This window comes from Streptomyces sp. AM 2-1-1 (genome assembly GCF_029167645.1).
Lineage (GTDB): Bacteria > Actinomycetota > Actinomycetes > Streptomycetales > Streptomycetaceae > Streptomyces.
The window spans coordinates 3,168,395-3,186,410 of sequence record NZ_CP119147.1 but is presented as its reverse complement, the minus strand read 5'-3'; the positions used below and the strand labels follow the sequence as shown (position 1 = coordinate 3,186,410).

At 72.9% G+C, this 18,016-nt stretch carries 17 protein-coding genes; 10 read left to right on the top strand and 7 right to left on the bottom strand.

Annotated features, from left to right (window positions below):
* Positions 1-64: 64 nt before the first annotated feature.
* Positions 65-1,780 (bottom strand): bifunctional 3'-5' exonuclease/DNA polymerase, encoded by a 1,716-nt coding sequence (locus tag PZB77_RS13580; RefSeq protein ID WP_275492858.1) that lies wholly within the window; start codon positions 1,778-1,780, stop codon positions 65-67.
* Positions 1,781-1,969: 189 nt separating this feature from the next.
* On the opposite strand from PZB77_RS13580, the gene PZB77_RS13575 reads away from it, so the two are divergent.
* Both PZB77_RS13575 and PZB77_RS13570 read left to right on the top strand, forming a co-directional pair.
* Positions 1,970-2,893 carry an NADP-dependent oxidoreductase gene (locus tag PZB77_RS13575; protein WP_275492857.1) on the top strand — a complete coding sequence of 308 codons (924 nt, stop codon included), beginning with the start codon at positions 1,970-1,972 and terminating at the stop codon, positions 2,891-2,893.
* A gap of 28 nt (positions 2,894-2,921) precedes the next feature.
* The gene (locus PZB77_RS13570; RefSeq protein WP_275492856.1) at positions 2,922-4,103 is read left to right on the top strand and encodes a DUF2786 domain-containing protein; all 1,182 of its coding nucleotides are present in this window, start codon (positions 2,922-2,924) and stop codon (positions 4,101-4,103) included.
* Here the strand turns inward: PZB77_RS13570 and PZB77_RS13565 are convergent.
* Positions 4,093-4,554 (bottom strand): MarR family transcriptional regulator, encoded by a 462-nt coding sequence (locus PZB77_RS13565; protein ID WP_275492855.1) that lies wholly within the window; start codon positions 4,552-4,554, stop codon positions 4,093-4,095. The genes PZB77_RS13570 and PZB77_RS13565 overlap by 11 nt on opposite strands.
* Before the next feature lie 156 nt (positions 4,555-4,710).
* On the opposite strand from PZB77_RS13565, the gene PZB77_RS13560 reads away from it, so the two are divergent.
* The 4 genes from PZB77_RS13560 (at position 4,711) to PZB77_RS13545 (ending at position 8,779) form a co-directional block, all read left to right on the top strand.
* A complete protein-coding gene (locus PZB77_RS13560) occupies positions 4,711-5,352 on the top strand; it encodes an MBL fold metallo-hydrolase (RefSeq protein ID WP_275492854.1) in 642 nt (213 codons plus the stop codon).
* 127 nt (positions 5,353-5,479) lie between these two features.
* Complete coding sequence (locus PZB77_RS13555; protein WP_275492853.1) at positions 5,480-5,977, top strand: N-acetyltransferase; 498 nt, start codon at positions 5,480-5,482, stop codon at positions 5,975-5,977.
* A gap of 115 nt (positions 5,978-6,092) precedes the next feature.
* On the top strand, positions 6,093-8,264 hold the full coding sequence (locus tag PZB77_RS13550; RefSeq protein ID WP_275492852.1) for an FUSC family protein: 2,172 nt from the start codon (positions 6,093-6,095) through the stop codon (positions 8,262-8,264).
* A 272-nt stretch (positions 8,265-8,536) separates the two neighbouring features.
* Positions 8,537-8,779, top strand: coding sequence for a DUF397 domain-containing protein (locus PZB77_RS13545; protein WP_275496052.1), 243 nt, complete (start codon positions 8,537-8,539; stop codon positions 8,777-8,779).
* Positions 8,780-9,049: 270 nt separating this feature from the next.
* On the opposite strand, the gene PZB77_RS13540 is transcribed toward PZB77_RS13545, so the two are convergent.
* Positions 9,050-9,583 carry an ATP-binding protein gene (locus PZB77_RS13540; RefSeq protein WP_275492851.1) on the bottom strand — a complete coding sequence of 178 codons (534 nt, stop codon included), beginning with the start codon at positions 9,581-9,583 and terminating at the stop codon, positions 9,050-9,052.
* Between the two features lie 339 nt (positions 9,584-9,922).
* Between PZB77_RS13540 and PZB77_RS13535 the strand changes: the two genes are divergently transcribed.
* From PZB77_RS13535 to PZB77_RS13525, 3 genes are all read left to right on the top strand, one after another.
* Entirely contained in the window at positions 9,923-10,786 is an 864-nt protein-coding gene (locus PZB77_RS13535) for a helix-turn-helix transcriptional regulator (protein WP_275492850.1), read from the top strand.
* A 57-nt stretch (positions 10,787-10,843) separates the two neighbouring features.
* Positions 10,844-12,301, top strand: coding sequence for an aldehyde dehydrogenase family protein (locus tag PZB77_RS13530; RefSeq protein WP_275492849.1), 1,458 nt, complete (start codon positions 10,844-10,846; stop codon positions 12,299-12,301).
* 112 nt (positions 12,302-12,413) lie between these two features.
* The gene (locus PZB77_RS13525; protein WP_275492848.1) at positions 12,414-12,944 is read left to right on the top strand and encodes a DinB family protein; all 531 of its coding nucleotides are present in this window, start codon (positions 12,414-12,416) and stop codon (positions 12,942-12,944) included.
* Between the two features lie 18 nt (positions 12,945-12,962).
* On the opposite strand, the gene PZB77_RS13520 is transcribed toward PZB77_RS13525, so the two are convergent.
* From PZB77_RS13520 to PZB77_RS13505, 4 genes are all read right to left on the bottom strand, one after another.
* Positions 12,963-14,384, bottom strand: coding sequence for a glutamate decarboxylase (locus PZB77_RS13520; protein ID WP_275492847.1), 1,422 nt, complete (start codon positions 14,382-14,384; stop codon positions 12,963-12,965).
* Positions 14,385-14,462: 78 nt separating this feature from the next.
* On the bottom strand, positions 14,463-15,086 hold the full coding sequence (gene wrbA / locus PZB77_RS13515) for an NAD(P)H:quinone oxidoreductase (RefSeq protein ID WP_275492846.1): 624 nt from the start codon (positions 15,084-15,086) through the stop codon (positions 14,463-14,465).
* A 217-nt stretch (positions 15,087-15,303) separates the two neighbouring features.
* A complete protein-coding gene (locus PZB77_RS13510) occupies positions 15,304-16,530 on the bottom strand; it encodes an ion channel protein (protein WP_275496051.1) in 1,227 nt (408 codons plus the stop codon).
* A gap of 229 nt (positions 16,531-16,759) precedes the next feature.
* A complete protein-coding gene (locus tag PZB77_RS13505) occupies positions 16,760-17,125 on the bottom strand; it encodes a YbjQ family protein (RefSeq protein WP_275492845.1) in 366 nt (121 codons plus the stop codon).
* A gap of 147 nt (positions 17,126-17,272) precedes the next feature.
* On the opposite strand from PZB77_RS13505, the gene PZB77_RS13500 reads away from it, so the two are divergent.
* Entirely contained in the window at positions 17,273-17,986 is a 714-nt protein-coding gene (locus PZB77_RS13500; protein WP_275492844.1) for a DedA family protein, read from the top strand.
* The last annotated feature ends 30 nt before the right edge of the window (positions 17,987-18,016 follow it).

Here is an 18,016-nt window from a genome sequence, read left to right as displayed (position 1 = left end):
CCGGCGCCCGGCTGCCGGTCGACGACCCGGCCGACGGACCCGGCCGGAACCCGCCGCCCGCCCCTCACTTGGCGTCCGAGTACCGCTCCACCACCGCCGTGGTGAACGGGAACCGCACCGGCGTCCGGCCGAAGGCGATCCGCCCGGCCGACTCACCGGCCTCGCGGATCGCCCGCACCACCCGCTCCGCCTCCTCGGCGGGGCAGTGCACGATCACCTCGTCGTGCTGGAAGAACACCAGCTCCGCCCGGAGCGCCTCCTCGGCGAGGGTGCGGCGCAACCCGGCGAGGAGCAGCAGCGCCCAGTCGGCGGCGCTGCCCTGCACCACGAAGTTGCGGGTGAAGCGGCCGCGGGCCCGCGCGTCGGAGGAGGCGTACCCGGGGGTGTATCCGTACCCCCTGCGGCCGTCCGCGCCGCCGTCCTCCTCCTCGGCGCCGCCTTCCTGCGCCGTCCCGCCCTCACCGTCGTCCCCGGCTCCGGCGGCCGGCGGGCTGGTCCGCCCGAGCCAGGTCCGTACGAGACGCCCCTCCTCGCCCGCCTTCGCCGCGTCGTCGACGTACCCGACGGCGAGCGGGAAGCGGCGGCGCAGCGCCGCGAGGTTCTTCAGGCCGTCGCCGGAGGTCTGGCCGTACACCGCACCGAGCAGGGCGATCTTCGCCTGGTCCCGGTCGCCCCGGAAGGCGCGGTCGGAGAGGGCGGCGTAGAGGTCGCCGTCCTGCGCGGCCACGTCCATCAGCCCCGGGTCGCGGGAGATCGCGGCGAGCACCCTCGGCTCCATCTGGTCGGCGTCGGCGACCACGAGCCGCCAGCCCTCGTCCGCGACGACCGCCCGGCGGATCACCTTCGGGATCTGGAGCGCCCCGCCGCCGTTGGTCGTCCAGCGTCCGCTGACCGAGCCGCCCGGGGTGTACTCGGGACGGAAGCGGCCGCCGCGCACCCAGTCCTGGAGCCAGCTCCAGCCGTGCGCGGTCCAGATGCGGTAGAGCTTCTTGTACGCGAGGAGGGGCTCCACCGCGGGGTGGTCGATCCCCGCGAGCTGCCAGCGCCGGGTCGAGGTGACCTTGATGCCGGCCCCGGCGAACGCCTTGACGACATCGGCGGGCAGATCGGGCCGCACCCGCCGGCCGAACGCGGCCGAGACCTGGTCCGCCAGCTCGGCCAGCCTGCGGGGCTCGCCGCCGCCCGCGTACCGCTCGCCGAGCAGGTCGCGGAGGAGCGCCCGGTGCACGTCGGCCCGCCAGGGCATGCCGGCCCGGTGCATCTCGGCGGCGACGAGCATCCCTGCCGACTCGGCGCCGGTGAGCAGCCGCATCCGGTCCGGGTGCGCGGTCGCGTCGTGGCGGCGCAGTTGGCCGGCGTAGACGTCGAGCAGCCCCTCGAACGGCACCCGCGTCCCGGCCGACGGTTCGAAGAGGGGGGACTGCGCGCCGGGTTCGGCGCTGCGGGGCGGCGGATCGGCGGGTACGGGGGTGCCGCGCAGCCGGGCCAGCGCCGCGGCGGCGGAGCGGGGTTCGCCGAGCCGCCCCTCGTGGCCGAGGAGGAGCAGCTCCGCGCACTCGATGTCGTAGCACCGCTCGACGCGGACGCCGGCGGCGAGGAGCGGGGGGTAGATCTCGGTGGTGGAGCGCCACACCCAGCGCACCACGCCGGGACGGGAGCGGACGGCCTCGACGAGATCGGGTTCGTGGCGCACCGGCCCCGCCGGGCGGCCGTCCGGCTCCAGCGGCACGAGCAGCGCGCCGCCGCCCTCCGCCCCGGCCAGGGCCCACCGCTGCGTCATGGCACCGAGTCTGGCACCGGCCACTGACATCGGCCCCGGCACAGCGCCCCTGGCACACCGCCCCTGACCACCCTGATTCCCGGCGCCGGGCGTCCCCGGCCCTTCCGGCCCCGTGCGGCGCCCTCCGGGAGGCATCCCCGGGGCGGAGCCGCGAGGATCGGCAGCGGGGGCGACGGTGAGGGAGCAGGCGTGAAGGCGATCGTGTTCGAGGAGTTCGGCGGCCCCGAGGTGCTGCGGCTGCGCGAGGTGGACGGGCCGCGCGTGGGACCGGGCCGGCTCCGGGCGCGGGTCCGGGCGGCCGGGGTCAACCCGGTCGACCACAAGATCCGCAAGGGGTGGATGGAGCAGGCGTTCCCCACCTCGCTCCCGGCGACCCCGGGCAGTGAGTTCGCCGGCGTGGTCGAGGAGGTCGGCGAGGGGGTCACGGAGTTCGCCCCCGGGGACGAGGTGCTCGGTTACAGCGAGACCGGCGCGTACGCCACCGAGGTGCTCGCCGACCCGGGGAAGATCACCCACAAGCCCGCGGAGCTGGAGTGGGCGGTGGCCGCCGCGCTGCCGGTGGCCACCGAGACCGCCTCCCGGGTGCTCGACGAACTGGCGCTGGGCGCCGGCGAGACCCTGCTGCTGCACGGCGCGGCCGGTGCAGTCGGCTCGGCCGCCGTGCAGCTCGCCACGGCCCGGGGCGCGACGGTGATCGGCACCGCCTCCCCCGCCAACCACGACTACCTGCGGGTGCTGGGCGCGACGCCGGTGGCCTACGGCCCGGGGCTGGTCGAGCGGGTCCGCGCGGTGGCCCCGCAGGGGGTGGACGCGGTCTTCGACGCGGCGGGCCGGGGCGCGCTGCCGGACTCCGTCGAGCTGCGGGGCGGGACCACGGACCGGGTGATCACCATCGCGGACGCGGACGCCCCGAAACTCGGGGTGGCGTTCTCCGCCGGGGGCGGCGGCCCGTCCGCCGGACGTCTCGCCGCCAACGCCCGGCGGGCGGTCCTGGGCGAGCTGCGCATCCCGGTCGACCACACCTACCCGCTGGCCGAGGCCGCCGAGGCGCACCGGGTCAGCGAGGCCGGGCACGTACGCGGGAAGCTGGTGCTGCTGCCCGAGGAGGGGTGAGAGGCGGCGCAGCGCCTACCCTGACCTCATGGAACCGGTGATCGACCAGGCGTGCGCGGCGGCCCTGTACACGGAGGGAGACGCGGGTCTGGACACCGGCGCGTCGCTGCTCGCCGCCGCCCCGGACGCCGACGACGAGGCGCACCGGCGCGGCGAGGAGTTCCTGCGCCGTGCCTGGGCCCGGGGCTGGCAGCCCGCCGACGTCGTACGGTTCACGCGCAGGGAGCTGGACGAGGACCGGGCGGCCCTGGTCGCCACCCTGATCGCGGCCGAGACCGCCCGCTACGCGACACTCCCGCCCCGCTGGTCCGCCCAGCTCGCCGAGCTGCCGCCGCCGGTCCCGCGCAACCGGCCCGACCGCTTCGGTTACGCCTCCGCGCTGCTGGAGCTCTACCGGCTGCTGCTGCGGCTCCCCGCCGTGGAGGCGGTCGGGCCGCCGCCCGGGGAGAGCGCCCCCGGCCACCCGCACCTCCCGCCGCCGACGCACGACGAACCGCGCATGCTCACCCGCATCCGGGCGCTGCTGGCGAAGGCGGAGGGGACGGAGTACCCGGAGGAGGCCGAGGCCCTCACCACCAAGGCGCAGGAGCTGATGGCCCGCCACAGCATCGACGAGGCGCTGCTCGCCGCGCGCACCCACAGCGGGGACCGGCCCGGCGCCTGCCGGATCGGGGTCGATGCCCCGTACGAGACGGCCAAGGCGATCCTGCTCGACGCGGTCGCCTCGGCCAACCGCTGCCAGGCGGTGTGGAACGGCGACCTCGGCTTCACCACGGTCGTCGGCTTCGAACCCGATCTGGAGGCGGTGGAGCTGCTCTTCACCTCGCTGCTCGTCCAGGGCACCTCCGCCATGGCCCGGGCCGAGGCGGGGCAGCGGGCCGGCGGCCGTAAGCGGACCAAAACGTTCCGGCAGTCCTTCCTGATGGCGTACGCCCAGCGCCTGGGCAACCGGCTCGCCGCCGACACCGCCCGGGTGACCGCCGAGGCGGGGGCGGCGGCCGGCGGTACGGCCGGGCCGGGCGCCGACGCGCTGCTGCCCGTGCTGGCCGCCCGTGACGTCGCGGTCTCCGGGGAGGCGGAGCGGATGTTCCCCCGGACCACGACCACCCGGGTGCGCGGCGCCACCGACCTGGACGGCTGGACCCACGGCACCGAGGCCGCCGACCGGGCCCGGGTGGGCGGGCGTGAGGGCCGGGGGATCACCCCGTAGCAGCGCCCCGGATCCCGGACCTGGACCGCAGGTGCGCGGTGAGGCGTGCCAGCAGGGGCAGCGCGGCCGCGAGCGTCTCCCGGTCGTCGGAGCCGAGCGCCTCCTCGATCGCGGTGCCGAGCCACTGCGCGCGCCTGCCGCGCTCCTGTGCGAGCCGGTCGGTCCCTGCCGCCGTGAGGTGGAGCAGGAGTTTGCGTCCGTCGAGGGGATGCGGCTCGGCCCGTACGAAGCCCTGGCCCAGGAGCTCCTTGACGGCCTTGGTGGCCGACTGGTGGCTGACGCCCCTGCGCTGGGCGATGTCGGCTGCGGTCAGCGGGCCGCCGCGGTCCAGGTAGCCGAGGACGGCGGCCTCGCCCGGGGGCATGGTGTCGGCGGTGCGGACCGCGCGTACCAGCTGTCCCACGGTCAGGCGGAGTTCCTCGGCGAGCCGTGCGTCTTCAGCGTCGTCCATGGGTCCATCCAACCGTACTGGCCAACCAGGTTGTACACCTGGGCGCACGATCCGCCGTGCGGAACTCCGGTGGCGACTCTCCCGGTCGCGCGTCATTTGTACAACCAAGGTGTACAGTTTTTCTGTCTTGTCGACCATTCTTCGGAGGGACCCGCCGTGCAGCTCACCAAGCACGCCCACGCCTGCGTCACGCTGGAGAAGGAGGGCACCCGCCTCGTCATCGATCCCGGCACCCTCACCCCGGACGCGGCGGAGGCCGTCGGCACCGCCCACGCCGTGCTGATCACCCACGACCACTTCGACCACTTCGACGGGAAGCTCCTCGCCGCCGCCCTCGGCGCCCGGCCCGAGCTGCGGGTCTACGGCACTGCCGCCGTCGCGGACGCCCTCGGCGGCCACGACGGCCGCGTACGCGCCGTCACCGCGGGCGACACCTTCACCGTCGGCCCGGTCACCGTCACCGTCCACGGCCGGCGGCACGCGCCGATCCACGCCGACCTGCCGTGCCCCGACAACGTCGGCTACCTCGTCGACGGCGCCCTCTACCACCCCGGCGACGCCTACCACGTGCCCGACGCCCCCGTGCGCACCCTCCTGCTCCCGACCAGCGGTCCGTGGACCAAGCTCGGCGAGGCCGCCGACTACGTCCGCGCCGTCGCGCCCGAGCGGGTCATCCAGATCCACGAACTCATGCTCAGCGACCTAGGGCGGGAATCCACCGCGCGGTTCCTAGGCGAGCAGGGCCTGACCGGCATCGCGGTCGACCGGCCGGAGCCCGGCACGACCGTCCGGCTGTGAGCGTGAGCCGCCACCCGTGAGCCGTGAGCCGTGAGCCGTCACCCGTGCGCCCGCGCGCGGTGCGGTCCGGGCCGGGCCGCGAAAACCCCACTGCGCCCGCGCCGTACGGTTGTTACCGTCTGGCCCCATGAGCTGGCTGCCCGACGACTTCGTCCACCCCGTCCACGTACCCGTACCCGGCACCGCGGTGCACCTGCGGCCGATCCGGGAGGCGGACACCCCGATCGACTACCCCGCGGTGATGGGCTCCCGGGAGAGCCTGTGGAAGACCTTCGGCCCGGCCTGGAACTGGCCTCCCGCGTCGATGACCTACGAACAGGACCGCGCCGACCTGCTCCGCCACGAGCAGGAGATAGCCGCGCACCAGTCCTTCAACTACGCCCTGCTGGACGAGGCGGAGACGGCGCTCCTCGGCTGCGTCTACATCGATCCGCCCGGGCGCACCGGCGCCGACGGGGAGATCTCCTGGTGGGTGGTGGACGAGCTGGTCGGCGGCGAGGTGGAGCGCGCCCTCGACGCGCTCGTGCCGCGCTGGATCGCCGCCGAGTGGCCCTTTTGCCGCCCCCGCTGCCTGGGCCGCGACATCAGCTGGTCCGACTGGCTCGCGCTGCCGCACACCCCCTGACACGGGAGCGGCACCGGAGCGTCCCCCGCCCGTGACGGCGGGAGCGACCGGCGACCCGGACCGGAAGGGTGAACGAAAAGCCGGGCTTGTCCGTCATTGCGGCTAGGCTCGGCCCATGAGTTGGCTCCGGGCGCTGAAGGAGACCGCCCGCTCGGGGTTCACGGTCGAGCGGACCCGGCTGGAGCCGCTCGTCGCGTTGCGCGGCGCCCTCGGACTGGCGCTGGTGGTGGAGACCGCGCTCGCGCTGTTCGGGCCGGTCATCGCGGCCAGCTCGGCGTTCGGCGCCTTCCAGGCGGCCATCGCCACCTTCCAGCGCAGCTGGCGCCCCCGCCCGGTGCTCGCCCTGGTCTCCGGCGTCAGCCTGAGCATCTCCACCTTCATCGGCTACCTCGCCGCCCCGTACCAGGTGGTCTTCCTCACCGTCCTGGTCCTCTGGACCTTCGTCGCCGGGCTCTGCTGGGCGGCGGGCCCCACGGGCGGCATCATCGCCTCCTCCAACGTGGCGATCATGCTCGTCACCATCACCCTGCCCACCTCCGTCAGGGACGCCGCCGCCCACGCCGGGATGATCATCGTCGGCGGAGTGGTGCAGGCCGCCCTGATCGTGCTCTTCCCGGTCCGCCGGTGGGGGGCCCAACGCGACGCGCTCGCCGACGCCTTCGCCGCCGAAGCCGACTACGCCCGGCGGCTGCGCCACGACCCGATCGCGCCCTTCGACCCGCAGGCGCTGATGGCGGCCCGGGACGCCGCCGCCGTCTCGCCCCGCGAGGCCCGCCACCGCCCCGCCGAACTGCACGGCGCCCGGAGCGTCGCCGAGCGGCTGCGTCCGGTGCTCGCCTCGCTGGCGGATCCCGCGATGGGGGTGCCCGAGGAGGGCCCGCAGCGCGCCCGCGCCCGCGAACTGCTCGGCGCGGCCGCCTCGGTGCTCGACGCGGCGGCCCGCGCGGTACGCCACGGCGACCCGGTCCGGCTCTCCGGCACCGAGTTGGCGGCGCTGGAGGCGCCCGAGACCGGCGGACTGACCACCGGACCGCCCCGGCGCGCGGCGGACCGGCTGATCGCGCTCCTCCACGACATCGTCGAGATCGCCGAGGGCGCCGGCACCCGGCACGGCACCGAGGAGACCGATCCCGCGACCCCGCACCGCCGCCGCCCCGGACTGATCAAGCTCGTCCCCGTGGTGATCGGCCGGATGCGGGCCGAGTTCCACCGCGGCTCGGCGATCCTGCGGCACGCGATCCGGGTCACCGCGGTCGCCACGGTCGGCTACTTCATCGGCGAGGCGCTCCCCCTCGGTCACGGCTACTGGGCGCCGATGGCCGCCGTCATGGTGATGCGGCCGGACTTCTCCCAGACCTACGCCCGCTCGGTGGCCCGCTTCGGCGGCACCATCGTCGGCGTGGGGCTCGCCACCGGGGTGGTGGAGGTCGCCCACCCCGGGGCGGAGCTCTCCGCCGCGCTCGCCGTCTGCTGCGCCTGGCTGATGTACCTGCTGATGCGCACCGGGTACGCGGTCGGCCAGGTCTGCATCTCGGCGTACGTCGTCTTCCTGCTCGGCATGGCGGGCACCGACTGGTCGCAGACGGTCCCCGAACGCATCGTGCTGACCCTCGTGGGCGGGGTGCTGGCCATGGTCTCGTACGCCGTCTTCCCGGCCTGGGAGACCCCGCGGCTCCGCAACCGGCTCGCCGGGTGGCTGACGGCGGTGGGACGGTACGCCGCCACCGTCATCGACCAGTACGCCGCCCCGGCGAACCGCAGCAACGACGACGTGCGGGCCGCGCTCCTCGCCTCCCGCGAGGCCCGCGTGGAGTGGACGGAGACCCTCAAGAAGGCCCAGTTCGAGCCGGTGCGGCACCGGGGCATCTCCCGGTCGGCCGCCACCGACGCCCAGCACGCGCTGGCGCAGCTCGGCCGGGCCGCCATGCTGCTGGAGGCGCACCTGCCGGACCGGGCGGCGACCCCCGTGCGCGGTGCGGCGGAACTCGCCGACGCCCTGCGGGGTTCCACCGAGAAGGGCGCGAAGGCGGTACGGGAGCGACGGGTCCCGGAATGGGGGCCGGTCGCCGAGTCGGTGGCGTACTGGGACTTTCTCGAAGCGCCCTACGACGAAGAACCCGCGCCGGGAGAACCCGTCCCCGACCCCGTCGTGCGACGGGGAGCCGCGTTGCTGCTCGACGCGCTGGTGGAATTGTCGTTCGCGCTGGACGACCGGGGTGCCGTGCCCAGCAGTCGGAGAGCCGGATCCGTCGAGGATTCGGACGAAGAGGAACCGGAGGCCCGTTGAAAAGCATGGATGTGGGGGAGACCGGTGCCGCGCGGCGGCGGCACTGACCGGCGGCATCGCCCGGGGAGAGCGGTAAGCCCCGTCCCCTCGGCGGGGGCCGTGCCCGGGGTGACGGCAGAATCTGACATTCTTCGCCGCCCGAATCGCTGTAATCAAAGGACCACCGCGTGTGCACGTGCATTTGCCCATGCATTGGCATGTGAATAGCCGCTATGATTCAGGTTGGTTGACGCTTGGTCGACACTTGCACCTTGCAACTCGGGGAGCGTTCCGTGCACGACGTGTACAACGGCATGGCGGCCACAGGGCTTCTCGGGGTCGTCTGGCAGAAGAGCAGACACAGCAACTCCCAAGGATCTTGCGTGGAGTTCGCAAAACTACCCGGCGGGAATGTGGCCATGCGCAACTCCCGCCACCCGGACGGCCCGGCGCTCGTGTACACACCGGCGGAGATCGAGGCGCTCCTGCTCGGCGTCAAGGACGGGGAGTTCGACCACCTGGCCTCCGGCGCCTGAGGCCGAGGGGCCGTGCGACGGCCCGCGTGCCGCGACGGCGGGGCCGGAACGGCCGTGCGGGGGCGGGTCCCCGCGGGCGCGGCGGGGTGTCGGGCCGACAGGCGGTTGGCGGTGCCACAAGGGGCGCTGACCGGACGCGCGGGGCATGAAGAGGGCCGGAACGCGACTCCCCCTCCCGCTCCGGCCCTCAGTCCTGTGCCCGCCCGGTTCGCGGGCGTCGTGCGTGCCGCCCGGCCGGCGACGGTGTCGACGGCGTCGAGCGGCCCCTGGTCAGCGGGGGTCGTCCGCCCGCTCCTCGGCGTCGGTCAGGTGGAAAACCGCCCAGACCACCTTCCCCTGCACGCTTCCCCAGGGTCCCCGCGCCCCGGCGGGGTCGGGGTGCCACCCCCAGCTGTCGCTGAAGGACTCCACCAGGAAGAGCCCCCGGCCCGACTCGGCGGAGTCCTCCGCCTCGCCCGCCACCGGACTCTCCCGGCTGGGGTCGCGGACCGCACACACCAGACGTCCCTCGCAGTGGGCCAGTTGCAGCCGTACCGGCGGAGTCAGGGGGTCGCGGGCGACGTCGGCGGGCAGCGCGTGACGCAGTGCGTTGGTGACCAACTCGGACACGACCAGGGCGACATCGTCGAAACGGCCCTCGAGGTTCCACTGGCGGAGCGTGGTGCGGGTGAAGTGCCGCGCGGAGCCCACCGCTTCGTATCTCGCCGGCAGCGTGATCGACGCCGACGCCGTGATGGCCGCGGGATCGGCGGGGGGCAGGCCACGCCGTAACGGTTCGAGCGTCGTCGATCCATCAGTCCTCATACGAGGTGCTCCCGGGATTCGCGGCTGCGAGCGGCACTGCCTGTGAGCGGTACTGCGGGGACACAGCGGCACAACACGAACGATCACGCAGGTGCGCACGGGCCATGCTTCCGAATGCTTAGAGCAGATGCAAGGGCAGATGCACGTGCACGCGCCGGACCTGCCCGATACCGTGGTGATTCCGGAGCATTTCTTCCGTGCAGCAGTTTTCCATGGTTCCGGCAAGTCTTCCCCTCTCTGTAATCGAATGAGTACGGCCCGGAGCGTTTTGGTGGCAGAATCCGTTCCTCGGGGTTCGGGGGTGCCTCGTTGCCCGGGAAGCTAGGGGAGGGTCGTCCAGTGTCGGCAGGCGAGTCGAGTGGATCCGTGGTGCGCCGCATCCTGCTGGGCTCTCAGCTCAGAAGGCTGCGCGAGTCTCGCGGAATCACGCGTGAGGCGGCCGGCTACTCCATCCGGGCCTCCGAATCGAAGATCAGCCGCATGGAGTTGGGACGGGTGAGCTTCAAGGCCAGGGACATCGAGGACCTGCTCACGCTCTACGGTGTCGCGGACGAGGCGGAGCGCGAGTCGCTCCTCGGCCTGGCGCGCGAGGCCAACGTGGCCGGCTGGTGGCACAGTTACGGCGACGTGCTCCCCGGCTGGTTCCAGACGTACATCGGTCTGGAGGGGGCGGCATCCCTCATCCGCGTCTACGAAGTGCAGTTCGTACACGGTCTGTTGCAGACCGAGGCGTACGCGCACGCCGTCGTCTCCCGGGGCATGCGCGGAGCGCCCGAGGCGGAGATCGAACGCCGGGTCGCGCTGCGTCTGGAGCGGCAGAAAGTACTCGTCTCGGAGCGCGCGCCGGTCTTCCACGCGGTGCTCGACGAAGCGGCCCTGCACCGTCCGTACGGCTCACGTGACGTGATGCGGGCCCAATTGGGGCATCTGCTGGAAATGTCGGAACACCCCAATGTCTCCCTCCAGGTGATGCCTTTCAGTTTCGGCGGTCACGCCGGAGAAAGCGGCGCCTTCACCATGCTGCGCTTTCCCGAATCGGACCTGTCGGACATCATCTTTCTGGAGCAGCTCACCAGCGCGCTCTATCTCGACAAGGCGGAAGACGTCACCCAGTACGAAAAGGCCATGGTCCGGCTCCGCGCCGACAGTCCCGGGGAGGACGAGACCCGGGATCTCCTGCGCCGACTGCTCCAACAGGTCTGAGCCACGCGTACCATGACGTCCAATCAGGAGTTGCGGGCGCCTGCAGTAAGGGATTGCATGTCCTTCTTCCATGAACTGGCCCATCAGTACATCGACGGCGAATGGCTGACCGGCAGCGGTTCGTGGGACATCATCGACGTCAATCCCTACAACGGCGAGAAGCTCTGCGCCATCACCGTCGCCACCGTCGCCGAGGTGGACCGGGCCTACCGGGCCGCCGAACGCGCGCAGGCGGCATGGGCCGAGGTCCTTCCGCGCGAGCGACAGGCGGTTCTCGTCAGGGCGTTGGCCGTCGTCGAGGCGCGGGCCGACGAGATCGCCGAGGCCATCGTCGAGGAGCTGGGCGGGACGCTGCCCCGCGCCCGGTACGAGATCGAACTCGGCCGTGAACTCCTCCGCGAGGCGATACGCCAGGCGGTCCGCCCGGTCGGCGGGCTGCTTCCGGCGGCGGTGGACGGCAAGGAGAACCGGGTCTACCGGCGCCCCGCCGGGGTCGTCTCGGTCATCAACGCCTTCACCTTCCCCTTCGTCGCGGCGATGAAGTCGGTCGCGCCCGCCCTCGCGCTCGGCAACGCCGTCGTGGTGAAGCCGCACCAGAACGCCCCCATCGTCGGTGGCGGCCTGGTGGCACGGGTCTTCGAGGAGGCCGGGCTGCCGCCGGGTCTGCTCAACGTGGTGGTCACCGACAGCGCCGAGATCGGCGACGCGTTCATCGAGCATCCGGTGCCCGCGGTGATCTCGTTCACCGGCTCGGACCGGATCGGCCGCCGGATAGCCGCCCGTGCCGCCGCCCGCTTCAAGCGGTGCGTCCTCGAACTCAGCGGCAACAGCGCCCTGGTGGTCCTCGAGGACGCCGACGTCCCGGCCGCCGTGGACGCCGCGGTCTTCAGCCGCTTCTTCTTCCAGGGCCAGGTCGGCACGGCGGCCAACCGCATCCTGGTCGACCGCCGCGTCGAGCGGGAGTTCACCGAACTGTTCGTCGCCCGGGCCTCGCGGATCACCGCCGGAGACCCGCGCGATCCCGCCACCCGCATCGGCCCGGTCATCAACGCCTTCCAGGCCGACGCGCTGTCGGCTCTCGTCGACGAGGCGCTCGCCGCCGGGGCCACCGCCCTGCTGCGCGGCCGCACCCGGGGCAACGTGGTGGAGCCGACCGTGCTGACCGGTGTGCCCGAGGGATCTCCGCTGCTGACGCAGGAGGTCTTCGGCCCGGTGGCCCTGGTGATCCCCTTCGACGGCGAGGACGAGGCCCTACGGATCGCCGACGACACCCCGTACGGGCTGAGCGGGGCCGTGCACACCGCCGACATCGACCGCGGGGTGCGGTTCGCGCGCCGGGTCCGCAGCGGCATGTTCCACGTCAACGGCCCCACCGTGCAGGACGATCCGCTGGCCCCCTTCGGCGGCGAGAAGATGTCCGGACTCGGTCGGCGCAACGGCGACGCGGTCGTGGAGGCCTTCACCACGACGCACTGGATCTCGGTCCAGTACGGCCGCACGGTCTTCCCGTTCTGAACCCGTCGCGCGTCCCGGGGCGATGAGGACAGAAGCTGTCCGCAAGGGTTCGTAGCGTGAGGGTGTCGACCGGGGCCACGGGGCTCCGGCACGAGACCCCAGGACGGTCCCCATGGTCACCCACGTTTCCGAGTCGCACGGCGACGAGCGCGGCACCCTCCTCAGCTTCCTGGAGGCGCAGCGCGGCGCGCTCCGCCGCACCCTGACCGGGCTGACGGAGGAGCAGGCGGCGAGCCGGCCGAGCGCGAGCGAACTCTCCCTCTCCGGTCTGGTCAAGCACGTCGCGGAGACGGAGCTGAACTGGCTGCGGATGGCGCAGCAGCAGCCCAACGAGAGGGCGCGCACCCAGGAGACCTGGGGGGACAGCTTCCGTCTCGTCGACGACGAGACGGTGCCCGGGGTGCTGGCGTTCTGGGACGGGGTGGTGGCCGGGACGGAGAAGTTCATCCGGTCGGTACCGGATCTCGAGGACACCTTCCCGCTGCCCGAGGCGCCCTGGTTCCCGAAGGAGGAGGTCTCCATGCGCTGGCTGCTGGTGCACCTCGTCGAGGAGACCGCCCGGCACGCCGGGCACGCCGACATCATCCGCGAGTCCCTGGACGGCAAGACCGCCTTCGAGTTGATCGCCGAGAGCGGGAAGTAGCGCGCGGAGGACCGCCGGTCAGTGGTGGAACGAGGTCGCCGCTCCCTTGTCGCGGCTCAACGGGCGGGGCTGCGAACGCAGTTCGGGGAGCAGCGCCCTCAGGTCCTCCAGCAGCAGTTCGGCCAGGTCCGAGGAGAAACCGTTGCGGCAGACGATCCGCAGTACCGACAGGTCCTGCCGGTTGGCCGGAAAGGTGTACGCGGGCACCAGCCAGCCGTGCTCACGCAGCCGGCGTGACACGTCGAAGACGTCGTACGCGCTCACGTCCGGCGCGGTCGTCACGGCGAAGACGGGCAGTTCGTCGCCCCGGGTGAGGAGCTGGAAGTCGCCCAGGGCCTCGATCCGGTCGGCGAGGCCCCGGGCCACGTCCCGCGAGGCCTGCTGGACCGCGCGGTAGCCGTCCCGGCCCAGCCGCAGGAAGGTGTAGTACTGCGCGACGACCTGGGCGCCCGGCCGGGAGAAGTTCAGCGCGAAGGTGGGCATGTCGCCGCCGAGGTAGTTGACCCGGAAGACGAGTTCCTCGGGGAGGTCGTCGGGTGTGCGCCAGAGCGCCCAGCCGACGCCCGGGTAGACCAGGCCGTACTTGTGGCCCGAGGTGTTGATGGAGGACACCCGGGGGAGCCGGAAGTCCCACACCAGGTCCGCGTCGACGAACGGCGCGACCATGGCGCCCGATGCGCCGTCGACGTGGACCGGGACGTCGAGCCCGGTGCGCTCCTGGAGTGCGTCCAGCGCTTCGCAGAGGCCCGCGACGGGCTCGTAGGACCCGTCGAAGGTGGAGCCGAGAATGCCGACGACGCCGATGGTGTTCTCGTCGCAGAGATCGGCGGCGCCCTGCGGGTCGAGGTGGAAGCGATCGCCCTCCATGGGGACGAGCCGGGCCTCGACCTCCCAGAAATTGCAGAACTTCTCCCAGCAGACCTGCACGTTGATGCCCATCACCAGATTGGGCCGCGCGGTGGCCGGATAGCGGTCGGCGTTCTTCGCCGCCCAGCGCCGCTTCAGCGCCAGCCCGGCGAGCATGCAGGCCTCGCTGGAGCCGGTCGTCGAACACCCCACGGCGGCGCCGGGGTCGGGGGCGTTCCACAGGTCCGCGAGCATCGCGACGCAGCGGCGTTCCAGCTCGGCGGTGCGCGGGTACTCGTCCTTGTCGATCATGTTCTTGTCCCGGCACTCCGCCATCAGCACCCCGGCCTGGGGTTCCATCCAGGTGGTGACGAAGGTGGCGAGGTTGAGCCGGGAGTTCCCGTCGAGCATCAGCTCGTCGTGGACGAGCCCGTACGCCGTGGACGGCGGGAGCGGGCCGTCCGGCAGCCGGTGCGTCGGCGGGGCGGAGGTCATGCCCGCGGTCGGATCCGCCTCCCCGAAGAAGGGGTTGAGGGCGAGTTCGCGCCCCCTGCCGGAGTCGTCCCTGCCGTGTGATCCCTTGTGGAGCGCCATGACCGGCACGTCCTCTCGGTTCGCGGCCCCGCTCGCGGGGCCCGGCTCGCGTCCTGTCCGTACGGGAGCCGGCCCGGGTCAGCCCTCGGCTGCCAGACCGGCCTTGAGGGCCCGGGTCAACTTCACGACGCGCTCCGCCTGCACGCGCGCGGCGGTGAGCGTCTGCTCGCCGACCGGGATGTCGCCCTGTCCGGCGACGTGCGAGGTGCCGTACGGATTGCCGTCGACGAACTTCGACGGGTCGGTGTACCCGGGGGCGACGATGATGCCGCCGAAGTGGTGGATGGTGTTGTACAGCGCGAGCAGCGTCGACTCCTGCCCGCCGTGGGTGGTGGCGCTGGCGGTGAAGCCGCTGTAGACCTTGTCGGCCAGCGCGCCGGCCTGCCAGAGGCCGCCCAGGGTGTCGAGGAACTGCTTGAGCTGGGCGGCGACGTTTCCGTACCGGGTCGGCGAGCCGAAGATCACCGCGTCGGCCCAGACGAGGTCGTCGGGGACGACCTCGGTGATGCCCGCGGTCTCCCGGGCGTGTGCGGCCCAGGCGGGGTTGGAGTCGATGGCGGCCTGCGGGGCGAGCTCGGCCACCTTGCGCAGCCGTACGTCCGCGCCCGCCTTCTCCGCGTCGACGGCGAGGGCCTTGGCGATCGTGGAGATGGTGCCGGTCGAGGAGTAGTAGACGACGGCGACGTTGACGGGCGTGGGCATACGGGCTCCTCCGGCGTCGGGTTGGGGCGTACGGCGGGGGATCCCGTGCGGTTCCCGAGAAGGCCGTACTCAGCCGACGATACGGACAAGCCACCCATTCGGCACATCCGGTGCAAGCGTGCGGGGTGGAGCGGGCGCGGGGTGGGGGACCCGGCGGGGCGGCGCGGCGCGGACCGGACCGGACCCGCTCGGGTCGGATCGGATCGGGTCCGGAGGCTCACCGAACGGCCTTTCCGTCCTCCCGCAGCTGCATCTGGGGCCGCCCGGTCACCAGGAGCCACGCGGGCAGGGTCGCCACGCAGAGCACCGGCAGAACCGTCATGTCGCTCACCAGCACGGCGGCGGTGAACAGGCTCAGCCAGCCCTGCCGGCTGGTGGCGAGGAGCATGCCCAGTACCGCGCAGGAGACGGCGAGCGCGGGCGGCACCGCGTCGACCAGCGCGTGCGCCGCCAGCCCCAGGGCCGCGCCCGCGAAGACCGCCGGGAAGATCCGGCCGCCGCGGAAGCCGCAGGTGGCGGCCACCACCAGGGCCGCCGTCTTGACCACCGCCATCACCGCGAACTCCCCGGCCGACCAGCCGTCCGGTGACGCGGCCAGCTCCTTCACCTCGTCCAGCCCCTTGAAGAGGGTCAGATGGCCGCCCAGCGCGCCCAGCAGCCCCAGCACCAGCCCGCCCACCGCCGTGGCGAGGACCGGGTACCGCAGCGCCTTGAAGGCCCGGTGTGCCCAGGGGACCGCCAACACCCCGGCCATGCCCAGAAGCGCGGCCGCCGACGAGATCACCAGGGCGGAGAGAAGATCGCCCCAGTGCACGTGGGTGTAGTCGGGCAGCGACAGGTCGAAGCTGGGGTGCGCGGCGAGCACCATCGTCAGCGCCCCCGCGGTCCCCGCCGCGAGCGGCCCGAAGAGGCGGTCCCAGAGGGCGCCCGGTCCCGGCTGGGACGCGAGCACCTCGGAGAGGATCAGGGCGGCCGCGACGGGGGTGCCGAACAGTGCGCCGATGGTGCCCGCCGCCGCGAGTCCCACCCACAGCTCGGCCGGCGAACCGGGGGCGAGCCGCCGTCCCAGCCAGAAGGCGAGCGCGATGTTCGCCTCGGTGATCGGGTTCTCCGGCCCGAGACTCACCCCGCCGGCCAGCGCCAGCGCGGTGGCGAGCAGCAGCCCCGGGACGACGCCGGGAGCCAGTGGGGCGCCGACCAGGCCGGTGGTGGCCGGGTCGGGGCCCGCGTGACCGGGCACCAGGTGGACGGTGATCCCCACCGCGACGCCGGTCGCGGTGAGCATGACGATCATCCAGAGCGAGGAGAAGCCGCCGATGCCGAGCGCGTCCGGGAGGGTCTTCCAGAGCACGTGCTGGAGCTGTTCGGCCAGCAGGCTCACCCCGAGCAGGATCAGCGCCGAGACGACGCCGACCAGCAGCGCCGGCAGCACGACCGAGAGCAGCCGCCGGGCCGGTGTGGGGCCCGGCTCCGGTCCCGGGGCGCCGGGAGGCGGGGAGGCGGGCGTCGCGGGGGAGGGCGAGGTGGGGGCCACCGGCCCACCCTATCCACGTAAAAGCCGCAAACCGCGCGTATCACTGCGGGCGTCGGTCCCCCGGGCGTCGGGGCGTCGGGGCGTCGGTCCCCAGGCGTCGGAGCGGCGGGACGCCGGTCCGCCCCGCCGCCGTCCGGAGCTACAGCTCGCTGATCACCACGGCCGTGCCGTACGCGCAGACCTCGGTGCCCACGTCCGCCGCCTCGGAGACGTCGAGGCGCATCATCAGCACCGCGTTCGCGCCGCGCGCACGCGCCTGCTCGACGAGGCGTTCCATCGCCTGGTTGCGGGTCTCCACCAGGGTCTTGGTCAGCCCCTTCAGCTCACCGCCGATCACCGACTTGAGCCCGGCGCCGATCTGGCTGCCCAGGTGCCGGGAGCGCACGGTCAGGCCGAACACCTCACCGATCACCCGGGTCACCTGGTGCCCGGGAACGTCGTTCGTGGTGACGACCAACACGTCCGCGCGGTCGCTCTGCCCGCCGCCGTACTCCTCGATGCCCATGGGTGACACCTCCTGGCGACCAGCTTTGCCCCGGTTCGGGTCATGTGCACGCCCACCGCGTCCGCTGGAACCCGGAGCGTCTTCGGGGCGTTGATAACTTGGGGCAGCCACGCAGCCGCCCACCCATCACTCCTGGAGCCCGGACCTTTGAATACGCTTGCGCTCGGCCCGAGCTGGCTGGACCCGGACCATCTGATCAACACCTACGGACTCCCCGGCGTCCTCCTCATCGTGTTCGCCGAGTCCGGACTGCTGATCGGGTTCTTCCTGCCCGGCGACTCCCTCCTGTTCACCACGGGCCTGCTGGTGACCACCAACCAGCTGCACGCCCCGCTCTGGCTGGTCTGCGTGCTGGTCGGGCTCGCCGCGGTCGTCGGGGACCAGGTCGGTTACCTCTTCGGCCGCAAGGTGGGGCCCTCCCTCTTCAACCGGCCGGACTCCCGCCTCTTCAAGCAGGAGAACGTCGAGAAGGCACACGAGTTCTTCGAGAAGTACGGCCCGAAGTCGCTGGTGCTGGCCCGGTTCGTGCCGGTGATCCGGACCTTCACGCCGATCATCGCCGGTGTGAGCCGGATGAACTACCGCTCGTTCCTGGTCTACAACATCATCGGCGGTGTCCTCTGGGGCGTCGGCGTGACCGTACTCGGCGCGGTGCTCGGCAAGATCGATTTCGTGCACGAGAACATCGAGCTGATCCTCATCCTGATCGTGCTCGTCTCGGTGGTGCCGATCGCCGTCGAGTTCCTGCGGGCCCGCTCCAAGGCGAAGAAGGCCGCCCCGCTCGCACGGGTCGACGACCGCCCCGGCGAGGGCCCTTCCGACGGCCCCGCCGGCCGACGGGGCCGGCACGCCAAGCGCTGACACCCCTGACGGCTCCCCGCGGACGGCGCC

What these genes read in the sequence shown, in the direction of transcription:
- PZB77_RS13520 (WP_275492847.1), bottom strand. Translation starts at nt 14,384, where the DNA reads ATGGCGCTCCACAAGGGATCACACGGCAGGGACGACTCCGGCAGGGGG.
- PZB77_RS13505 (WP_275492845.1), bottom strand. Translation starts at nt 17,125, where the DNA reads ATGGGCATCGAGGAGTACGGCGGCGGGCAGAGCGACCGCGCGGACGTG.
- PZB77_RS13565 (WP_275492855.1), bottom strand. Translation starts at nt 4,554, where the DNA reads ATGGACGACGCTGAAGACGCACGGCTCGCCGAGGAACTCCGCCTGACC.
- PZB77_RS13580 (WP_275492858.1), bottom strand. Translation starts at nt 1,780, where the DNA reads ATGACGCAGCGGTGGGCCCTGGCCGGGGCGGAGGGCGGCGGCGCGCTG.
- PZB77_RS13555 (WP_275492853.1), top strand. Translation starts at nt 5,480, where the DNA reads ATGAGCTGGCTGCCCGACGACTTCGTCCACCCCGTCCACGTACCCGTA.
- PZB77_RS13570 (WP_275492856.1), top strand. Translation starts at nt 2,922, where the DNA reads ATGGAACCGGTGATCGACCAGGCGTGCGCGGCGGCCCTGTACACGGAG.
- wrbA (WP_275492846.1), bottom strand. Translation starts at nt 15,086, where the DNA reads ATGCCCACGCCCGTCAACGTCGCCGTCGTCTACTACTCCTCGACCGGC.
- PZB77_RS13540 (WP_275492851.1), bottom strand. Translation starts at nt 9,583, where the DNA reads ATGAGGACTGATGGATCGACGACGCTCGAACCGTTACGGCGTGGCCTG.
- PZB77_RS13525 (WP_275492848.1), top strand. Translation starts at nt 12,414, where the DNA reads ATGGTCACCCACGTTTCCGAGTCGCACGGCGACGAGCGCGGCACCCTC.
- PZB77_RS13530 (WP_275492849.1), top strand. Translation starts at nt 10,844, where the DNA reads ATGTCCTTCTTCCATGAACTGGCCCATCAGTACATCGACGGCGAATGG.
- PZB77_RS13550 (WP_275492852.1), top strand. Translation starts at nt 6,093, where the DNA reads ATGAGTTGGCTCCGGGCGCTGAAGGAGACCGCCCGCTCGGGGTTCACG.